This window comes from Paraburkholderia sp. DHOC27 (assembly GCF_003429005.1).
Lineage (GTDB): Bacteria > Pseudomonadota > Gammaproteobacteria > Burkholderiales > Burkholderiaceae > Paraburkholderia.
The window spans coordinates 13,614-32,670 of record NZ_QVQV01000007.1 but is presented as its reverse complement, the minus strand read 5'-3'; the positions used below and the strand labels follow the sequence as shown (position 1 = coordinate 32,670).

The following is a 19,057-nucleotide window of genomic DNA, read 5'->3' as shown; positions in this document are numbered from 1 at the left end:
GCTGCGCCGTCATGGCAGTGAACGCTGGCGGACTGGCGTGGTTGAAGGCGTCGACATCTTTGTCTCCAGGAAGCCAGCGTGTCCCAGTTCGAGCGTCTGACCATTGACGACATTGCTCGCCTCGCGAACGTTTCGCGCACCACCGCGAGCATGGTGTTGAACGGCTATGCCGAGCGCTATCGCATCTCCGCCGCCACCGTCGAACGCGTGCTGCAGGTTGCGAAGGACCATCATTTCACGCCGTCGCAATCGGCGCGCGCGCTGCGCTCGCGGCGCAGCAATACGATCGGCCTCGTGATTCCCGATCTGACCAACTCCGCGCACTCGGCGCTCGCCCAGGCAATGGAGTGGCAATGCCGCGAACAGTACGGCTATCAACTGGTGATCGTGACGAGCGACGAAGACCCGGTGCGCGAAACCGAAGGCATTGCCCACCTCGTTTCGCATCAGGTGGACGGGGTGGTGGTGGTGCCGTGTACCGCGGACGCGCGGCGTTACGAGAAGTGGGTCAAGCGCCTGCCGCTGGTGTTCGCCGATCGCCGCGTGGAAGACAGCGACATCCCCTACGTGGTGACCGATGCGACGGAGACGGTCGCCACGCTCGTCGGCAACGCGCTGGAAGAGGGCGCGCGCGAGGTGGTGTACTTCGGCGGTCAGCCGGAACTCTCGGCGAGCCGCGACCGCCTGGCGGGCTACCGGCAGGCGCTGGCCAAACACAGCCTCACGGAACAACCGGACTGGGTGCATCAACGCGACTATCAGCGTGAATCAGGACACGCGCTGATGCAGGCCTGGTTCGAGACGCACGGGCGGTATCCGCAGGCGCTGTTCGCCGGGTCCATCACCTTGCTGGAAGGGGTGCTGTCGTTCATGAACGAGGCGCACAAGCTTGGCGAGGCGCCGCGCCGCCTGATGACCTTCGACGATCATCAACTGCTCGACTGCCTGCCGCTTTCCATTGACGCCATCGTGCAGGACAGCCGGCAGCTCGCCGAGCATAGCCTGCGCTGCGTGTTCGCCTTGCTCGAAGGCAATGCCGCATTCGAATCGCTACAGGTGCCGGCGCACATCCATTATCGGGGTGTGCAAGGCCGGGGCGACTGATTATCTGGCACAAATTAAGAAGATCGAATTCCGGTTTTGCGTATTTAATCCGCTTTGTCTGCATTCTCCGGAATTGAAAGCAGCGCTATATCTGGCATTCGTTATGCTTTAATGCGCCGCTTACGAATTGCATGAAGAATTGCCAGCCATTCATTACCGTGCCGGATCTCGCCTCGGCGCGCAGGCCACTCTTATCTTTTGTCTCAATTAAGTATTTCCACTATCGCAATAGTACTGGCACGCCTTGCGCCGCAAGGCTGAGCGGGTGTGACGTTTTTGCGACAGGAATCTTTTTTTATATTCTGGAAGAGTGCAAAGCGCTATTGTCATTGACGCAATAACCGAGTCATTGACCTCCCGGAGAAATGATGAAACGAATAGCCCTGTCGAGCCTCTCGCTCGCCTTGCTTGGTGTTGCCGGCGCCGCGCATGCTCAAAGCAGCGTGACGCTTTACGGAACGATCGACACCGCGGTGACCTTCATTCATAACGCCAATGCGGCCGGGCAGAATCAGTGGTCGATCGGCAATGCCAGTAATGGCGACCTGTCCGGTAGCCGCTGGGGCTTGAAGGGACAGGAAGACCTGGGCGGCGGACTGAAGGCCATCTTCCAGTTGGAGAACGGCTTTAATCCTTCCACGGGATCGCTTGCACAGGGCGGCCGCCTGTGGGGTCGCCAGGCATTCGTGGGCCTCTCCGCGGATCAGTACGGCACCGTCACGCTGGGCCGCCAATATGATCCGCTGGTCGATCTCGTGCAGGGCATCACGGCCGACAACTACTTCGGCAGCACGTTCGCCACCGCCGGGGACGTCGATAACTACGACAACAGCTCGCGCACCAACAACGCCATCAAATACGTCTCGCCGGTGTTCTCCGGTTTGCAGGTCGAAGGCATGTATGCGTTCGGCGGCGTAGCGGGGCAAACCGGCTCAGGACAGACGTGGTCGGCAGCCGCGGCCTATAACAACGGCCCGTTCTCGATCGCGGCCGGTTACTTCGTCGCGGATAATCCGTCGGTCACGGGTCTCGTGCGTCCGTCGACGACGGGAGGCACCGGTTGGGGCGGTACCTCGGACGGCACCTTCGACGGCTCGCTCATCAACCTCGGTTATCAGACCGCGCGGTCCATCAACATCGCGCGGGTGGCCGGCCAGTACATACTCGGACCGTTCACATTCGGCGCGGGCTACAGCAATTCGCAGTACAAGTCGGATGGCCAGTCGGCCTTTGCCTCGACCGAGAAGTACAACACGGGTCAGGGTTTCCTCGACTATCAGGCCACGCCGGCCCTGCTGGTGGGCGTCGGATATAGCTACACCAAGTCGAGCGGCGATACCGGCGCGACCTACCATCAGGTCTCAGCGGGTGTCGATTACAACCTGTCCAAACGTACCGACGTTTATCTGGTCGGCGCATGGCAGCATGCCAGCGGCGAAACGCTGGATGCGGAAGGTACGGGCGTGGTGGCCGCACAGGCTTCCGTGGGCTCGTATGGTTATGGCGGCACCAACACGCAGGAACTCGTGAGCGTCGGTCTGCGGCACAAGTTCTAAGCCTGGCGTTGGCGGACTGTCGTACGGCAGCCTGCGAGCGTGCTTCGCTGCACATGAAAAAACCGGTTGCCCGTGTGGACGGACAACCGGTTTTGTTTTGCGCGGCGGGTCAAGAGACCGTGGCCAGCAGACGGTGGATTCCGATAATGGCTAGACGTGCTTCCTGCACGTCCGCGCAAAACCCACCGCCGCGATTCATCAAGACTCCTTGAGATGTGGCGCGATCAACGACAGATCCGCGGCGCCGAGCCGGTCGCTGGCGGTGCGCATCTGATGCCAGTACGGATAGAGCAGGGGCGGCAGGCTCACCTTGTCGAGCCGTGCGCGTTGCTCGGCGCTTAGCGTGAGGTTGGCGGCGCCGAGGTTATCGCTGAGCTGCTTCTCGTTGCGACCGCCGATCACGACCGAACTCACCGCGGGGCGTCCCAGCGTCCAGGCCAGCGCGACCTGCGCGGCCGAAACGTTGTGCTCCTCCGCGACTTCGACCAGCGTATCGACGATGGACCAGAGGCGCTCGGCATCGCGAATCGGCGGCTCGGTCCAGCCGGCCAGTTGACGCGTGCCTTCCGGCGACTGGTCGCGGCGATGCTTGCCCGAAAGCAGGCCGCCCGCGAGCGGACTCCACACCAGAATGCCGAGGCCCTGATCGATCGAGATGGGGGCGAGTTCGTACTCGGCTTCGCGCGCTTCGAGGGTGTAGTGAATCTGCTGGCTCACGAAGCGCGGCAGACGATCGCGCTCGCTGATGCCGAGCGCTTTCATCAGATGCCAGCCCGAGTAGTTCGAGCAGCCTACGTAGCGGATCTTGCCCTGCTTCACCAGCAGGTCGAGCGCTTCGAGCGTCTCTTCGAGCGGCGTCAGGCCGTCCCATTCGTGCACCTGGTAAAGGTCGATCACATCGGTCTTGAGGCGCCGCAGGCTTGCTTCGCACGCCTCGATCAGATGATGGCGCGACAGGCCGCGGTCGTTCGGACCGTCGCCCATCGGGAAGCGCGCCTTGCTGGCGAGCAGCACGCCACCTTTGCGCTTGCCGCCCAAGGCCGCGCCGACGATTTCTTCGGACGCCCCCGCCGAGTAGACATCCGCCGTGTCGATCAGATTGACGCCGGCGTCGAGGCACATATCGATCTGCCGACGCGCCTCTTCGAGACCCACCTCACCGACGCTGGCGAATTTGCCCTTGCCGCCCATTGTCATGGTGCCGAGGGTGATGGTCGAAATCTTCAGGCCTGAGCGGCCAAGTTGACGATATTCCATGTCAATCAATCTCCTGTGTATCGACGAGGTAGCGACGCGGATAAGCCCGAACAGACGCGCAAGCGCTGTGCCATCAGAAGCATGCGAGCCATTGACGATAGCGGAGATTCACTTATCGTTCCAACGGAAATATATGCTTAAATTAAGCGCTGTGAATGCTGAATCATTCAGCCAGTCAAGGAGCCGTACATCGTGGACCTGAAGCAGCTCGAACATTTCGTGGCGGTCGCCGAAGAACGTCATTTCACCCGTGCATCACGGCGTCTGAATCTGGTGCAGTCGGGACTGTCCGCGTCGATCCGTTCGCTGGAGGACGACCTGGGTGGACCCCTGTTCGTGCGCAGCACGCGCCGCGTGGCGCTGACTCCGGCGGGCGAGGTACTGTTCGCCGAAGCGCGCCGGGTGCTCGCCGCCGCCCAGGAGGCGCGCAATGCGGTGACCCAGGTGCATGGTCTCGCACGCGGGCGCCTCAGCATTGGTGCGATTCACGGGCTTGCACCGTTTATCGATCTGCCGGCGTCGCTCGGGCAGTTTCGGGCCGCCTTTGGTGGCATTGATATCGAACTGACACTCGATGGTTCGCGCGCGCTGATCGACGAAGTGCGGGAGGGGCGCATCGATCTCGCCTTCACGCAGCCCACCATTCCCGCGCCCGACGACCTTGGATGCCAGATGTTCGCCTGCGAGGGCATGGTGATTGTCTGCGCGCGCCAGCATCGTCTGGCGGGGCAGCGCGAGCTCACGCTCGGCGATCTGAGTACGGAAATCTTCGCCGATCTGCGGCCGGACTGGAGTGTGCGGCGGCTCGTCGATCGCAGCTTCGCGGCCGCCGGCCTGCAACGCCGCACGGGTTTCGAAGTCAACGATATGCCGATGCTGCTGGAACTGGCCGCGCAGGGTCTCGCGGTGGCGATGGTGCCGGAATCCGTGGCGGCCGCCCGCGTGCGCGACACGCGCGGCGCACCCATCGCGCTCGCCACGCTGTGCGAAGCCGACGAGCCGTGCTGGGAACTGGCCGCCGTCTTCAAGGGCCGCGATGGCGAACCGGCCACGCCGGTGGCAAGGGCTTTTCTGGATATGCTCAAGCTGCCGTTCATCGTGCAGTGATGGAGGGGAGTGACCCGGCGCGCTGCATGTCGTCTCGCGCTTTTACCGGCGTGCAAAATGAGTACGCCAATGAGCACGCAAACGAGCGTGCAAATGCGGACCCCGAGCCTCCTTATCTTTTGCGCAGCTAACAAGAACGATAGCGGGATTTATGCAAGAATCGCCGCCTGATCCAAAGGGCAGGCAGCCGCCCGCGCACAGCAGTCAAACACTGCGCCGACGATCCTGCAGCGGGGAGATTCCTGCAGGCACGCGGTACGCCCGCGCGGCGCCCCGTATTCATCAAAAAACAACATAAGTTTCGAGGAGTAGCCAAGTTGATCCAGCGTATCTCGCGGTTTTTTACACAGGTGGTGCATCGGGTCCTGCCTGATCCCTTGATCTTCGCGATCTTCCTGACCATCGGCACCTTCGTGCTGGCCTTCGGCCTCACGCCCAAGGGCCCCGCCGAACTGGTGATGGAGTGGGGCGCGGGCTTCTGGAACCTGCTGGCCTTCTCGATGCAGATGGCCATGATCCTCGTTACCGGACACGCGCTCGCCAGTTCGGGACCGGTCAAGCGCCTGCTGGTGGCGCTTGCCAGTTCGGCGCGCACGCCGGGGCAAGGGGTGATGCTGGTGGCGTTCTGCGGCTCGGTGGCATGTGCGATCAACTGGGGCTTCGGACTCGTGCTGGGCGCGATGCTCGCGCGTGAAGTGGCGCGCCGCGTGCAGGGCACCGACTATCGGCTGCTGGTCGCCAGTGCCTACATGGGCTTCCTCACGTGGCACGGCGGCCTGTCGGGTTCGGTGCCGCTCGTCGCGGCCACCAAGGGCAATCCGATGGAAAAGACCATCGGCCTGATTCCGGTCTCGCATACGCTCTTCACGGGCTATAACGCCTTCATCACGTTCGGTCTGATCGTGCTGCTGCCAATCCTGGCCCGCCTGATGGTGCCGAAGCCCGAGGACGTGGTGGCCGTGGATCCCGCCTTGCTCGAAGACCCGCCCACCGTCGAACGTACGCTGTCGGCCAATGCGACGTTGGCCGAGCGTCTCGAAGAGAGCCGTCTGCTGGCCATGCTGGTGGCGCTCGCAGTGGCGGTGTTTCTGGTCGTGCGCACGGTGCAGAAGGGCTTCGTGCTCGACATCGATACGGTCAACCTGGTATTTCTGGCCGCGGGTATGGTCCTGCACAAAACGCCGATGGCCTATGCGCGCGCCGTGGGTGCGGCTGCCAAAGGCACCGCCGGCATCATGATCCAGTTTCCGTTTTATGCCGGCATTCAGGCGCTGATGGATCACTCGGGGCTCGCCGGCGTGATTACCAACTGGTTCGTCGATATCGCCAACGTGCATACCTTTCCGTTGCTGGCGTTCCTCAGTTCGGCGGTGATCAACTTCGCGGTGCCGAGCGGCGGCGGTCACTGGGTGGTGCAGGGCCCGTTCGTGATGCCGGCAGCGCAGGCGTTGCATGCGGACCTCGGCAAGTCGGCGATGGCGATCGCTTACGGCGAGGCGTGGACCAACATGGCGCAACCGTTCTGGGCGCTGCCGGCCTTGGCGATCGCAGGGCTCGGCGTGCGCGACATCATGGGTTATTGCGTCACGGCGCTGCTGTTTTCGGGGGTGGTGTTCGTGGCGGGCTTGTATCTGTTCTAGAGGCTGTCACACTGGCTGCTCGCTTCATGGTCGATTCACGGACAGACCCGCAAGGGCCAGCCGGCAAACAGCGGGCGGCCCGAAATTGAGCAACGAAACGCGGGCAACGAAGCCAGACCGTTAAAAGGAGGCGCGACGCATGAACCCGCATGAATCCGGCGCGCCACCGTCGCCGCGCGATCCGTCATCCACACGGCCCGTGCTCGTGTGGGACTTGCCGGTGCGGCTCTTTCACTGGCTGATGGTCGTGCTGGTGGTGAGCGCCTACGTGACCTTGAAGCTCAACTGGATGGACTGGCACGTGCGAGCAGGCGAGGCGCTGCTTGCGCTCGTCATCTTTCGGTTGCTATGGGGCGCGTTGGGCAGTGACACTGCGCGCTTCCGCCATTTCGTGGCATCGCCCATTGCGGCGTGGCGGCATCTGCGGCATCTGTTTCGTCGCGAAGCCGATGTGCAGGTCGGGCACAACGCGGCCGGCGGCTGGATGGTATTACTGCTGCTCGCGCTGTTGCTGCTCGAAACGCTGAGCGGTCTCTATGTCAACAACGACATCGCCGACCAGGGGCCGTTGAGCGACAGCGTGCCGGCCTGGCTCGCCAATGTCATCTCGTCGCTGCATGGGCTCGCGTGGGATGCGCTGGTCGCAGCGGTCACGCTGCATGTGGTGGTGATCCTGCTCTACGCACTCGTCAAGCGTCACAACTTGCTGCGCCCGATGCTGACCGGCTACAAGCGCCTGCCGTCCAGTATTGCCCCGCCGCGGCAAACGCCAGCATGGCTGGCGTTGTTGCCGCTAGGCGCAGGGGTGGCCGTCGTGATGCTGCTCGCCGCGTACATGTAGTGCGTGTGGTGCTGCATGTGGTGCTGCATGAGGTGCTGCATTTCGTGCAGCGGCGGAGCCGGCCAGAAGAAAGCCGCGAACAACATGCGGTAAAAACGCGCTTGAAGCGCGCGCAAGCCCGTTAGTTTTTCGGCGGTGTGACCTGACCGCGAATCTCGCCATTCGGGTTGGTCTTGGTGTGCACGTTGATGTACATCTCGCCGGCTTCGAACATCTTGGCGTCGTCCGCTGACAACGTGGCCTGTCCGCTGATCGGGCTCGTCACGTCCATATTGCCCTTCTGCGAAATCCACACCTTCACACCCGCGTTCTTGCCCGCTGCCGCCGGCCCGTGGAAGTGCGCCATCGTCGCCTGACTCGACAGTCCGCTGAAGGTAATGTTCCAGGTGACGACGTGGGTGCTGGCGTCGTAGGTGAGATTGGCCGTGCCGCTGCCGGGCGTCTGCACCGGTGGAACTTGCTGATCGCCCGTCAACGGGACGGTAAATGCGACCGGCGCCGCTTGAGCCAGTGTCATGGAACCTGCCAGTGCCAGGCCGGCGCATAGCATGAGCGCGCGTCGCGAGAGGGATACTGTCATGTGATTTGCTCCTTTGGGGTGGTCCTTTACCGGTGGCCAGCAGGACACTTGCGATGAGTGTCATGCCTGCGATGGGGACGCCGCCACCAGTTCAGGGGTTTGATAAGGATAGGCTCAAGCGCACAGTAACACTAGTCGCGAACTGACGTCGCACTTGCCGTACATGAATCGCTCCACGCGGATAGCCTCGGTGAGGCATGACGCGCGCATGGCATCTTGATGGTGGCTCGAGTCTCGCTTCGAGTCTCGCCTCGAGCGTCGCTACGAGTGTCACTTGATGGCAGCCCAATGGCAGATCGCTGACGCGTAAATGGCGTGTCATGCTCGCGAGATATCAGGCGACGTTGCCGCGCGGGCTACCAAAAGGACCACGACGGCCGCCACGAAATTCGCTGAAATAAACGCCACGGTTGGCGTGAAACACGAAACGCGCGGACCCTGTCAGAATGGCTGCGAGCAGCAAGCGCTATCGTCGGCCGCCGGGCTGGCGAACCTCCATCACGACCCGACCTCCGTTACGACGATGAAGGCAAACCGGAGTCTTGCGGTTCCGCTAGTCGTACGCCTCGTTGCTGCGTTGGCAGTTTTCTCCGCAGGCGCGGAGCGCGCCGCGGCACAGGAATTCTCGCTCTATACCGGTCCGCTAACCGGCGAGCACAGCCATTCGTATTCCTGGGCGATGGACTATACCGAGGGCCTCGGTGAATACTTCGCCGGCACTTTCACCTGGCTGAACGAAGGACATGTTCCCGATCATCATCGCGACGGGCCGCTCGTCCAGTTGTGGGCGCGCTATCCGCTCCTGCAGCGGCGCGTGGTGTTCGCAGTTGGCGTAGGTCCCTACCGTTACTTCGATACCGAGGCCGCCGAGCAGGACCAGGGCTATTCGAATACGCACGGCTGGGGCGTGGTCTACAGTGCGCGCGCCACCTGGTATAGCGCGCATCGCTGGACCGCCAATCTCCAGGTCAATCACGTCCAGGTTTCCAACGGGCCGTCCACCACCGCGATCCTGCTCGGCATCGGCTATCAACTGGACGGACCCGACACGCCAGGGCCGCGTGACTTCGCGTTGCCGCGTACGCAAAAAGTGACGAACAACGAAGTCACGGTGATGGCCGGCGCGACCATTCTGAACAGCCTCGAATCGCAAACCTCCGCGGCCGAACAAATCGAATACCGGCGCGGCCTGACCCGGTATGTGGATGCGACCATCGGCTATCTGCACGAAGGCAGCGGCATCACCGCGCGGCGCGATGGCGCGACCGCGCAGTTGTGGTTCACGCGCGCCTTCTTCGACGAACATCTGTCACTCGGCGTCGGTGCGGGTCTATATGCCGCCATCCATCATGGCGATTCCGACGACGAGCGCGATACCGGCGATGGCATCCTCTCGGGACTGCTGTCGGTGTCCGCCGCGTATCGCGTCACGCAGCACTGGTCGGCGCGGGTCACGTGGAACCGCGTCATGACACGCTATAGCCGCGATACGGATGTGATCATGGGCGGCATCGGCTATCGCTTCTAGCGGTGCATCGCAGTGTGCGGCGCCGGACGTCGCCTTGTCGATACGCACGCAGCGCAGACGGGCAGCGTGCGTTACAGACAACGCAGCAGGAGCCGGGAGCATCGAGCTGCGTTTAGTTGCAGCCCGCGGCAGCCGGCAACGGCCAGCCCCATCCAGCGGGTTCAGCGCATTCTGCGCGGAAATGGATGGATTTTCAGTTGCGTGGGCACTACTCTCAAGAAGCGTTGCGCCGAACCCGACTCGCAAGGTCCGGTTGTCATCCTGTTCGTCATCCTGTTCGTCATTCTATTTGTCATCCATCATCCGTCTTCGAGCGAACCTGAAAGGTCAACGCCGTGATTGAAACGATCCTCAATGGACTTCTGCCGGTCGCGTTCGTCATCCTGCTCGGCTGGTTCGCCGGGCGAATCGGGCTGCTGAAACATGCGGACGCCGACGTGCTCGCCACGCTGGTCATCCGTTTCGCGTTGCCCTTCGCGCTGTTCCTCGCGGCCGCCACCACGCCGGCCAACAAGATCATCGATCCGGGGCTCGCGGCCTGTCTGACCTTCGGCCTGATGGGCAGCTATCTGCTTGCGCTTGCGCTGGGCTTCTATGTGTTCAAGCACGACCTGCGCACGGCCACCATGCAGGCGCTGGTCTGCGGGTTCCCCGACATGGCTTATTTCGGCGCGCCGATTCTCGTTGCCATGTACGGGCCGCCTGGCTATCTGGTCGTGCTGGTCGGCAACCTCGTCACCAGCATCATCATGCTGCCCGTGACCATTGCGTTGACGCACGTGATGGACCAGCAGGAGGCCGGCCATAGCGGTGCGAGTGTGATGCGGGTGATCGGCCGCAGCCTGGGCGGGGCGGCCATCAATCCCATCGTGTTTCTGCCGGTGTTCGGGGTGATCCTGAGTTTCTACCAGGTCAAGCTGCCCGTGCCGGTCTTGACCGCCGTCGATCTGATGGCGAAAGCGGCGGGCGGCACGTCGCTGTTCGCGCTGGGCCTGATGCTGTATGGCGAGAAATTGCAGATCAACCTCAACGTGCTGACCAACATCGGCATCAAGAATTTCATCATGCCGGCCATGATGCTGCTGGGCGTGATCCTGTTCAGGCTGACGGGCGCACCCGCCCATCAGGCCATCATCACGGGCGCCGTGCCTACCGCCACGGCCGCCGCCATGTTCGCCTTGAAGAACAACACGTACACCGCAGACGCGACCTCGACCATCCTGTTGAGCACGGTGCTGGGAATCGGCACGGAAGCCCTGCTCATCGGCATGTTCGCGGTGTAGCTCGCGCACTCAACCTGTCCTAACCTCATGCAGGAGTTCGTCATGGAAGATACCTCTGATGCAGCGAAGCCACTTGCAACGGATCTGATGGGCTATGACCTTATCAATCAACCGGGGCTCAACAAGGGCACCGCGTTCTCCGAGGAAGAGCGTGACCTGTTTCATCTGCATGGCCTGCTGCCGCCGCATGTCGGCACGCTCGAAGACCAGGCCGCGCGCCGCATCAAGGTGCTGCGCGGCTTCGAAACCGACTTCGAACGCTATGCCTTTCTGCGCGACATGCAGGACACCAACGAGACCTTGTTCTACTCTGTGCTGGTCAACAACCTCGAGGAGTTGTTGCCCATTGTCTATACGCCGACTGTCGGTGAAGGATGCCAGCGCTTCAGTGAAATCTGGCGCAAGCCGCGTGGCCTGTTCCTCAGTTATGCCAACAAACACCGGCTTCGCGAGATTTTCGCGGACAAGCGCTTCGATCAGGTGCGCGCTATCGTCGTGACGGACGGTGAACGCATCCTGGGGCTCGGCGACCAGGGCGCGGGCGGCATGGGTATTTCCATCGGCAAGCTCGCGCTTTATGTGGGCTGCGCGGGCATTCATCCGGAAGAGACGCTGCCCATCATGCTCGATGTCGGCACCAACAATCAGGAGCGTTTGAACGATCCGCTGTATGTGGGCTGGCGGCATGAGCGCATCACCGGCGCCGAGTACGACGAATTCGTCGAGGCGTTCGTTGCGGCTGTCATCGAGCGCTGGCCGAACGTGTTGCTGCAATGGGAAGATTTCGCCGGTGCGCATGCGGGACAGTTGCTCGCACGCTATCGCGACCGGCTCTGCACCTTCAACGACGATATCCAGAGCACGGCTTCGGTGGCACTGGCCACGCTGCTCGCTGCCATCGACGTGACCGGCGTGCCGATCACCGAGCAACGGGTGGCCTTGCTCGGTGCGGGCTCGGCGGGCTGCGGGATCGTCTCGCTCGTGCTGCAGGCCATGATCGAGGCGGGCGCGAGCGAAGCGGAGGCGCGCACGCATTTCTACGCAGTCGATCGCAACGGCTTGCTGGTCGAAGGCATGCCGGACATCACGGCCTGGCAACAGCCTTTCGTGCAGAGCCAGGCCGCCGTCGCCAACTGGCAGACGCAATCGCCGGGCAAGATTGGACTCTACGACGTGGTGGCGAACGCGCATCCCACGGTGTTGATCGGCGTGTCGGGGCAATCCGGCGCTTTCACAGAAGAAGCGATCCGTTTGATGGCGCAGCACGTGAAGCAGCCCATCATCTTCCCGCTGTCGAATCCGACTTCACGCAGCGAAGCTACGCTGGAACAGATCGTCACGTGGACAGAGGGCCGCGCGCTGGTGGGCACGGGCAGCCCGTTCAAATCCGTCAACTGGCAGGGCACGGAGATCCTGAACAATCAGACCAATAACTCGTACATCTTCCCCGGCATGGGGCTCGGCATTCTGGCGGTGGGCGCGAAGCGGGTGACGGATGCCATGTTCATGGTGGCGGGCAAGGCGGTGGCGGCCATGTCGCCAGCGTTGAGCGATCCACACGGCCGGCTCTTGCCGCGCGTGAGCCAGCTGCGCGAAGTGGCCCTCGCCGTGGCGAAAGCGGTCGCGCGGCAGGCGCTGGCGGATGGCGTGGCCAGCATCACGGACGAGTCGGCCGTCGACGCGCGCATTGCGGAATATATGTGGACGCCGCGTTATCGGCGCTATGTGAAGGAGGGATAAGCGCGAGAGGGACGGCGGCTACGGCGCGTAATGAACGGCCCTGAAACGTCCAGAATAGGAGCGCCGTCTTTCGTTATGTAATGCAGCGTGGCGACGCGCGCCGGCGCGTTTTTGCTTCGCGTTTTACGGAGTGAGCAGGGCGCGTGCTGCGGTGTTTTCGCGCCGTTTCAGACGAGGCGAGTTTGCCTCGTTGCAGGAACGGGCATTTCTGCACGACGCATTGCAGGTTCGTTGCGCGACGACTATAAATGGTCGAAGAGGAGGCCAAACATGCGCCGCATCCTGATGATCGTGTCCAGCGCGCGGGAGCTTCCACTGATAGGTGGCGGCACGCTCCCCACCGGCTACTGGGCCGACGAGGTCTACACGCCATTGCGGATATTTCGCGCCGCGGGCGTTGACGTGCGCATTTATACAGTGGACGGCTGGCCCGGCATAGCAGACCCCTTCAGTCTGGAGCCACGCTTTCATTATCCCGACACCGACCGCGACTTTCTGGCCGGCATCGTCAGAACCTTCGCCGACGACCCCGAAGGCATTCGCTTCACGCTGCATCACTACACAGAACTCGATCTGATCGCGGCGCGCCGGGTCTATGAGGCGCTGACCTTCGCGAACGTCGAGCACGGACTTGCGCGCGCCAATGTGGAAGCGGCGGCGAAAGAAAGCTGGAAACACGACATTGGTTTTCTCGAAGCCCTCGCGGCGCGGCCGAAAGTGAGCGCGCTCGTGCCTCCTGCGCGCACGCAGATACTCGCCGACGCAATCAGGCGCGACAGCGAGGTGCTGGCGCAAACCTGCGGACATTCGCTGGCCAACGACCGTGCCCTGAATCGGCCCGGCGAACTGGCGAGTCTTTCGGATGAAGAAATCCTGTCGTTCGACGCGGTGTTCATCCCGGGCGGGCACGGGACGATGGTCGATCTGTCCGACAATCGCGACATCGAACGGGTGCTGCGGCTCGCGCATGCGCGTCGCCGTTTGATCGCGCTGCTGTGTCATGGACCGGCCGCGCTGCTTTCGGTCGGCAATGGGCCGGACGGCGGCTGGCTGTTCGACGGATTTCGCGTCGCGGCCTTCAGCAACGAGGAGGAAGAGCAGGCCATTGCCGGACTGCAACGACCCGCGTGGTTCCTCGAAAGCGAGCTGAAAAATCGCGGCGTGGTGTATGACGAAGCGCCGGCCTGGGTCTCGCATGTGGTGGTCGACCGTCATTTGCTGACCGCGCAGAACCAGATGTCCGACGAAGCGTGCGCGGGCGCGGTGCTGCGCAAGCTCGGCGTGTTGCAGGGGAGTGCGGCATGAGTTCGGCTCTGGAGGTGGGTAGTGCGTTCATGACGTGCCTCGCCCAGCATGACGTCAACGGTGCGCTGACGATGTGCGCGCCGCATTGCAGCATCCAGATCGTGCCGCTCGCACTCGAAGGCGCGATACACGTCGAGGGCCGCGCGTTTTTTGAAAACTGGTTCCATGCGTTTCCTGACCTGAGTCTGACCACGCGGCGCATGTTTGCCACGCGCGATGACGTCGTCGCGGTGGAGACGAGTTTCGACGGCACCCAGGCCAACGCATTTCTCGGCGCGATCAACCAGGAAAAGCACGTCGATCTCGATGAAGCGTGGCTGCTGCGCGTCAACGCGGATTACATCGAAAACGTCAAGTTACGCTGGTGCCAGAACCAGTTGTACCGGCGGCTTGCGGTGCGCCGTCTGGACCGCGTGACGATCACGACCTGAGCGGCACGCGCAGGAAAGGAGACGAGGATGGATGCCATCCCGCAAGATCGCGCGAGTGCAACCGGACAACGCTCGATTCGCGCGGTGGAGTATTTCTTCGACGCGTACCGGCGTCATGACGTCGAGGCGATGGTCGAGGCCTGTGCGGACAACGCGGGCTTTCGCTACGTGCCGGCCGAGGTCATGCGCAAGCAGCGCGTGGTGCGCGGTGACGGCAAGGTGCGCGGGGTCGGCAAGACGTGGTGGTCGTCACTGATCGACGCGTTCCCCGATCTGACCAATCAGGTGCACTGGCTCGGAAACGACGATACAGGCAATGTGGCAGCCGAAGTCGTGATCTCCGGCACGCAGGCAAAGGCATTCGGCACGATCGAAAACAGCGGCAAGCACTACGACCTGGATCACCTGTTCCTGTTTCACGTCAACCGCGACGGCCTGATTGACGACATCGTCGCGTACTGGGACACCGCGGAATGGTACCGGCAGCTCGGACGGCTCGAATGTGACTGACCTGTTCGTCAAGCGACGCGCGGGGAACATTGGGAGGTGGTGATGGCTTCACTGAAACGTGAAGACTGGTACGACCTGTATCGTGACGTCGAATGGACGCTCTCCTATGTCGATCAGGAAGCGGTGTTTCCCGAGTGGTTGTCGGGCACTGGCAAAGTGCCGATCGAAGCATGGAAGCAGTGGGACGAGCCGTACAAGATTACCTATCCCGAGTACGTCGCGACCCAGCGTGAAAAAGAGGCCTCGGCCTATGCGGTGAAATCCGCGCTGCGGCGTTCGTCGATTTTCGAGCATCTCGACGAGGGCTGGAAGTCGGTCTCGAAGCTTCACTATGGCGCGGTCTCGCTGATCGAATATCTGGCCGTGCTCGCTGAATTACGCATGGCGCGCTTTGGTTTGTCGCCGGCATGGCGGCAAATGGCGCTCTTCGGTTCGCTCGACGAGATTCGTCACGCGCAACTGGACCTGTTGTTCGCGCACGAGTTCATCGACCGCGATCGCCAGTACGATTGGGCGCTCAAGGCCTATCACACGGACGAATGGGTGGCGGTGGCCGGACGCGCGGCGTTCGACGGCATGATGGTGAATCCGAGCGCAGTGGATATTGCCATTCAGCTGCCGTTCACGTTCGAAACCGCCTTCACCAACGTGCAATTCATCGGGCTTGCCGCGGACGCGCTCAGTTCCGCGGATATCAACTTTGCCAACATGATTTCGTCGGTGCAGACCGACGAAGCGCGCCACGCGCAGCAGGGCCATCCCACCATGGAAATTCTGATGCGGCATGATCCGAAGCGCGCTCAATGGCTGATCGACAAGACCTTCTGGATCAGCGCGCGGCTCTTTGCGGTGATCAGCGGCATCTGTATGGACTACTACACGCCGCTCGAACATCGCAAACTGTCGTACAAGGAGTTCATGGAAGAGTGGGTGGTGAATCAGTATCAACGCACCTTGAAGGAATACGGCCTGAAACAGCCGTGGTTCTGGCAGGAATTCCTCGATGGTCTCGACGTGTGGCACCACTCGCTGCAAATGGGCATCTGGTTCTGGCGGCCAACCGTGTGGTGGAAACCGCAAGGTGGCGTGAGCGAGGACGAACGCGACTGGCTGCGTGAGAAATACCCGCGCTGGGAAAAAGAATTTGGCCCTGGCTGGGACACGATCATCGCCAACCTCAACAGCGGTCAGGAAGAAAAGACGCTGCCGAAGACGCTGCCGTGGTTGTGCAACTGCTGCCATCTGCCGATCGGCACGGCCGGGGCGCCGAACAACGCGAAGTATCCGGTGCGCAGCTATCCACTCGAACACAACGGCTACACCTATCACTTCTGTTCGAAACCGTGTCGGCAGATCTGGTGGGAAGACAAGGACACGATTCACCAGAAGACGGTCGTCGAGCGCTATCTGGGCGGCGAGGTGCAGCCGCAGACGCTCGCTGGTGTGCTGGACTACATGGGCCTCACACCCGAAGTGATGGGCATGGATGCGAAGAATTACGCTTGGGCGCACTCGTATCGTGACGGCAAATACTATGCAGCAGGCGCCGCATGAGCGCGTCCCGCAGCACGCCGCAGACGCCTGTGGCGATCAATGCGCTCTTCGTGGGCGACATCGTCACGCAGCTTGTTTTCGTGCTCGACACCGACACGATCGCGGAAGTTGCCGCCAAGGTCGCCGAGCAATCCGTCGGCGTCAGAGTCGCGCGGCGCGACGCGCCGATGGCGGTCTACCTCAACGGCGCAGCGCTGCCAATGAGCGAGACGGTTTCGGGCGCAGGCATTCAGGCGCTGCAATGCCTGACCGTTCGCTATGAGGACTGAAGGTGCAACCATGACAGCCTCTGCAAACATGGTGGGACCCGTGCTGCGCATGGTGGATGAAGTAGATGCCGTGGTGCGCGCCATCGTGGAAGACAATCCGGACCGTGAAGTCGAACTGGTCGACCGTGGCGCCTACGTGCGCGTGCAGGCGGAATGGTGCCTGCGCGTGAGCAGGGAATCCATCGAGCGACACGTTGGGCGTCCTTATCAGATGCGCGAGCTGGAGCAGATTCTCGCCTCGTTTGCAGGGCGTATCACGACGACGTCGGACGAGGTGATCTGGCGGTTCAGGAACGGATGACGCTGACCACGAGGAGGCCGTCAGATGGACAAGACTGACACGCGGGCGAAGGTACGGCCGTTGCGCACTTGGAGCGCGTTCAGCGAAATTCGCCATGTGCCGAGCGAATACGAGATCGTGACGCACGAATCGAACTACACGGTGCGCAAACATCGCTCCGCTGCGTTCGAGTCGAATCCCACCACGCCGGCCAACATGTGGTATCTGACGTATCGCGACAAGTCGCCGGTGCAGGTGCCCGAGTGGAACCAGTTTCGCGACCCGGATGAAATGACGTATCGCAAGTACGTCACGGCGCAGGACGAGCAGGAAAGCATGCTGAAGGGCGTGCTCGACCAGTACGACGGCACCGCGCATGACAGCGAGATCACGGCGCCCTGGCTGGACACGCTGGCCAATTTGCTGGTGCCGACGCGTTATCCGGTGCACGGCTTGCAGATGACCCAGGCCTACCTGGGCACCATTGCGCCTTCGTCGTACATCACGAACTGCGCGGCATTTTCCGCGGCGGATCTGTTGCGACGCGGTTCGCTGGTTGCGTATCGCACGCGGCAATTGCAGCGCGCACGGCCCGACGTGAATTCGCTCAACGAGGGACGGCGCATCTGGGAGGCGGAGCACGGCTGGCAGCCCGCCAGAAAAGCGCTGGAGACGGCACTGATCGCGTACGACTGGGCCGAATGCCTGACGGCGGTGAATCTCGTGCTGAGGCCGGCGCTCGATGAAATCCTGCTCGGTCAATTTGCCAACGTGGCACGCAAGAACAATGACGATCTCACCTGGTTGCTGTTGACCAACCTTGCCAAAGACTCTGCGCGCGCCACTCGCTGGAGCTGCGCGCTGGCGCGCTTTGCGATAGAGCGCAGTCCGGACAACGCGGGCAGCTTCGTGCGCTGGGTCAAGAAGTGGCGCACCCGCGCTGAGGAAGCCGCGGGAGGCCTGGCCACCTTGCTCACGAGTGTATCGACGCCGGGCCTGGAGGAACACGCGACGCTCGAAGCGGCACGCAATGCGATTGCGGCTTCACTGGAGGCGGCCGGCATTGCCGAGAGCATGAATCGACCGGCTCCGACGGCGGAAACTACGCCACAGGCCTCGCCACCCGTGCAAGCCACACCGCCGCTGAGCGATCCGCTGATCGCGCTGTTCGACCGCTACGCGGCCATGCCGGGAGCCAATGCATGCCGCTGGTCCGGGCTGACGTTTTACCGCTTCGAAAGCCCGGTGGCGCCGCATTGGGACCAGACGGGCGCGTTGACGTTCTGTGTCGTGGTGCAGGGCCGCCAATGCGTGACGATCAACGGCGCGAAGCAGTTCTGCGACGCGGCGAACTATTTGCTGATCAACCGCGCGAAGCGTTTGCAGGCAGAGATTGTCGAAGGGTCGCCGGCGCGGCCGTTTCTATCGATGATCCTGCAGATTCCGGCGGCGGCCGTGGCGGAAGTGCTGATCGAAAGTCTGCCGACGCTCGAAGCACAGCAACCGGCCAGTGACGAGGACGACGAAGCCTATGTGTCGAAGTTCGACGGCGATCTGCGCGATGCCGTCACGCGTTTCGTAAAGACGCTCGACGACGATAGCGAGCGCCGCTCGCTCGGCCCCCTGTTTCTGCGCGAAATCGTCTTCCGGCTGCTGCGTCAGGATCAGGCGCCACGTCTGGTGAGTGCGGCACTGTACGGGAAATCGTCGCGCAAGGTGTTCGCGGCGATCCGCTACATGCAGGCGGAGTATCAACGGTCCATCAGCATCGACGAAATCGCCCGCGAGGTGGGCGCGAGTACCTCGACACTCGCGCATTCGTTCAAGGAGATTATCGGGGTCTCGCCGTATCACTTCCTCAAGCAGTTGCGGCTCGAACGCGCCCGCGTGCTGATGATCCGCGAAGGGTGGGGTGTGAGCGAGGCGGCCGCGCGCACCGGCTATGCGAGTGCATCGCATTTCGTGAAGGCCTTCACCAGTTACTTTGGCGAAGCGCCCAGCCACTACGCCAACCAGTTCCGCGGACGGCCCACGCTCAACGTGATGGAGACCGCGGAGACGCGGCTGTAACG

17 protein-coding genes are annotated in these 19,057 nt (G+C 62.5%); 15 read left to right on the top strand and 2 right to left on the bottom strand.

Going from position 1 to position 19,057, the window contains the following annotated elements; translation table 11 throughout:
* The first annotated feature begins 78 nt into the window (after window positions 1–78).
* Both D0B32_RS21685 and D0B32_RS21680 read left to right on the top strand, forming a co-directional pair.
* Window positions 79–1,104, top strand: a complete 1,026-nt coding sequence (locus D0B32_RS21685) for a substrate-binding domain-containing protein (RefSeq protein ID WP_117336365.1) — start codon at window positions 79–81, stop codon at window positions 1,102–1,104.
* A 368-nt stretch (window positions 1,105–1,472) separates the two neighbouring features.
* A complete protein-coding gene (locus D0B32_RS21680; RefSeq protein ID WP_117336364.1) occupies window positions 1,473–2,660 on the top strand; it encodes a porin in 1,188 nt (395 codons plus the stop codon).
* Window positions 2,661–2,858: 198 nt separating this feature from the next.
* Here D0B32_RS21680 and D0B32_RS21675 read toward each other — a convergent pair whose 3' ends face one another.
* Complete coding sequence (locus D0B32_RS21675; RefSeq protein ID WP_117336363.1) at window positions 2,859–3,917, bottom strand: aldo/keto reductase; 1,059 nt, start codon at window positions 3,915–3,917, stop codon at window positions 2,859–2,861.
* A 192-nt stretch (window positions 3,918–4,109) separates the two neighbouring features.
* Between D0B32_RS21675 and D0B32_RS21670 the strand changes: the two genes are divergently transcribed.
* The 3 genes from D0B32_RS21670 to D0B32_RS21660 all read left to right on the top strand — a co-directional run bounded on the left by D0B32_RS21670 (window position 4,110) and on the right by D0B32_RS21660 (window position 7,505).
* Complete coding sequence (locus D0B32_RS21670; protein ID WP_117336362.1) at window positions 4,110–5,024, top strand: LysR family transcriptional regulator; 915 nt, start codon at window positions 4,110–4,112, stop codon at window positions 5,022–5,024.
* A gap of 317 nt (window positions 5,025–5,341) precedes the next feature.
* Window positions 5,342–6,664 (top strand): TIGR00366 family protein, encoded by a 1,323-nt coding sequence (locus D0B32_RS21665; RefSeq protein ID WP_117336361.1) that lies wholly within the window; start codon window positions 5,342–5,344, stop codon window positions 6,662–6,664.
* Between the two features lie 139 nt (window positions 6,665–6,803).
* Window positions 6,804–7,505 (top strand): cytochrome b/b6 domain-containing protein, encoded by a 702-nt coding sequence (locus D0B32_RS21660; protein ID WP_117336360.1) that lies wholly within the window; start codon window positions 6,804–6,806, stop codon window positions 7,503–7,505.
* Window positions 7,506–7,626: 121 nt separating this feature from the next.
* Here the strand turns inward: D0B32_RS21660 and D0B32_RS21655 are convergent, their stop codons facing one another.
* Window positions 7,627–8,085: a CHRD domain-containing protein gene (locus tag D0B32_RS21655; protein WP_117336359.1), complete on the bottom strand. Its 459-nt coding sequence runs from the start codon at window positions 8,083–8,085 to the stop codon at window positions 7,627–7,629.
* A 523-nt stretch (window positions 8,086–8,608) separates the two neighbouring features.
* Between D0B32_RS21655 and D0B32_RS21650 the strand changes: the two genes are divergently transcribed.
* The 10 genes from D0B32_RS21650 to D0B32_RS21605 all read left to right on the top strand — a co-directional run bounded on the left by D0B32_RS21650 (window position 8,609) and on the right by D0B32_RS21605 (window position 19,055).
* The gene (locus D0B32_RS21650; protein WP_117336358.1) at window positions 8,609–9,613 is read left to right on the top strand and encodes a hypothetical protein; all 1,005 of its coding nucleotides are present in this window, start codon (window positions 8,609–8,611) and stop codon (window positions 9,611–9,613) included.
* A gap of 335 nt (window positions 9,614–9,948) precedes the next feature.
* Complete coding sequence (locus tag D0B32_RS21645) at window positions 9,949–10,896, top strand: AEC family transporter (RefSeq protein WP_117336357.1); 948 nt, start codon at window positions 9,949–9,951, stop codon at window positions 10,894–10,896.
* Between the two features lie 42 nt (window positions 10,897–10,938).
* Entirely contained in the window at window positions 10,939–12,636 is a 1,698-nt protein-coding gene (locus D0B32_RS21640) for an NAD-dependent malic enzyme (protein ID WP_117336356.1), read from the top strand.
* 270 nt (window positions 12,637–12,906) lie between these two features.
* On the top strand, window positions 12,907–13,941 hold the full coding sequence (locus D0B32_RS21635) for a type 1 glutamine amidotransferase domain-containing protein (RefSeq protein WP_117336355.1): 1,035 nt from the start codon (window positions 12,907–12,909) through the stop codon (window positions 13,939–13,941).
* Entirely contained in the window at window positions 13,938–14,372 is a 435-nt protein-coding gene (locus D0B32_RS21630; protein WP_117336354.1) for an ester cyclase, read from the top strand. Before D0B32_RS21635 ends, D0B32_RS21630 begins: the two co-directional genes overlap by 4 nt.
* A 27-nt stretch (window positions 14,373–14,399) precedes the next feature.
* Window positions 14,400–14,882 (top strand): nuclear transport factor 2 family protein, encoded by a 483-nt coding sequence (locus tag D0B32_RS21625; protein ID WP_117336353.1) that lies wholly within the window; start codon window positions 14,400–14,402, stop codon window positions 14,880–14,882.
* Window positions 14,883–14,924: 42 nt separating this feature from the next.
* On the top strand, window positions 14,925–16,436 hold the full coding sequence (locus D0B32_RS21620; protein WP_117336352.1) for a toluene monooxygenase: 1,512 nt from the start codon (window positions 14,925–14,927) through the stop codon (window positions 16,434–16,436).
* 29 nt (window positions 16,437–16,465) lie between these two features.
* Window positions 16,466–16,705, top strand: a complete 240-nt coding sequence (locus tag D0B32_RS21615; protein WP_220444949.1) for a toluene-4-monooxygenase system B family protein — start codon at window positions 16,466–16,468, stop codon at window positions 16,703–16,705.
* A gap of 10 nt (window positions 16,706–16,715) precedes the next feature.
* Window positions 16,716–17,006, top strand: coding sequence for an MmoB/DmpM family protein (locus D0B32_RS21610; RefSeq protein WP_117336350.1), 291 nt, complete (start codon window positions 16,716–16,718; stop codon window positions 17,004–17,006).
* 24 nt (window positions 17,007–17,030) lie between these two features.
* Window positions 17,031–19,055, top strand: a complete 2,025-nt coding sequence (locus D0B32_RS21605) for an AraC family transcriptional regulator N-terminal domain-containing protein (protein WP_117336349.1) — start codon at window positions 17,031–17,033, stop codon at window positions 19,053–19,055.
* Window positions 19,056–19,057 lie beyond the last annotated feature (2 nt).

Coding starts and splice junctions, on each gene's coding strand:
- D0B32_RS21640 (WP_117336356.1), top strand. CDS start 10,939: ATGGAAGATACCTCTGATGCAGCGAAGCCACTTGCAACGGATCTGATG.
- D0B32_RS21655 (WP_117336359.1), bottom strand. CDS start 8,085: ATGACAGTATCCCTCTCGCGACGCGCGCTCATGCTATGCGCCGGCCTG.
- D0B32_RS21635 (WP_117336355.1), top strand. CDS start 12,907: ATGCGCCGCATCCTGATGATCGTGTCCAGCGCGCGGGAGCTTCCACTG.
- D0B32_RS21620 (WP_117336352.1), top strand. CDS start 14,925: ATGGCTTCACTGAAACGTGAAGACTGGTACGACCTGTATCGTGACGTC.
- D0B32_RS21610 (WP_117336350.1), top strand. CDS start 16,716: ATGACAGCCTCTGCAAACATGGTGGGACCCGTGCTGCGCATGGTGGAT.
- D0B32_RS21605 (WP_117336349.1), top strand. CDS start 17,031: ATGGACAAGACTGACACGCGGGCGAAGGTACGGCCGTTGCGCACTTGG.
- D0B32_RS21625 (WP_117336353.1), top strand. CDS start 14,400: ATGGATGCCATCCCGCAAGATCGCGCGAGTGCAACCGGACAACGCTCG.
- D0B32_RS21675 (WP_117336363.1), bottom strand. CDS start 3,917: ATGGAATATCGTCAACTTGGCCGCTCAGGCCTGAAGATTTCGACCATC.
- D0B32_RS21630 (WP_117336354.1), top strand. CDS start 13,938: ATGAGTTCGGCTCTGGAGGTGGGTAGTGCGTTCATGACGTGCCTCGCC.
- D0B32_RS21680 (WP_117336364.1), top strand. CDS start 1,473: ATGAAACGAATAGCCCTGTCGAGCCTCTCGCTCGCCTTGCTTGGTGTT.
- D0B32_RS21660 (WP_117336360.1), top strand. CDS start 6,804: ATGAACCCGCATGAATCCGGCGCGCCACCGTCGCCGCGCGATCCGTCA.
- D0B32_RS21650 (WP_117336358.1), top strand. CDS start 8,609: ATGAAGGCAAACCGGAGTCTTGCGGTTCCGCTAGTCGTACGCCTCGTT.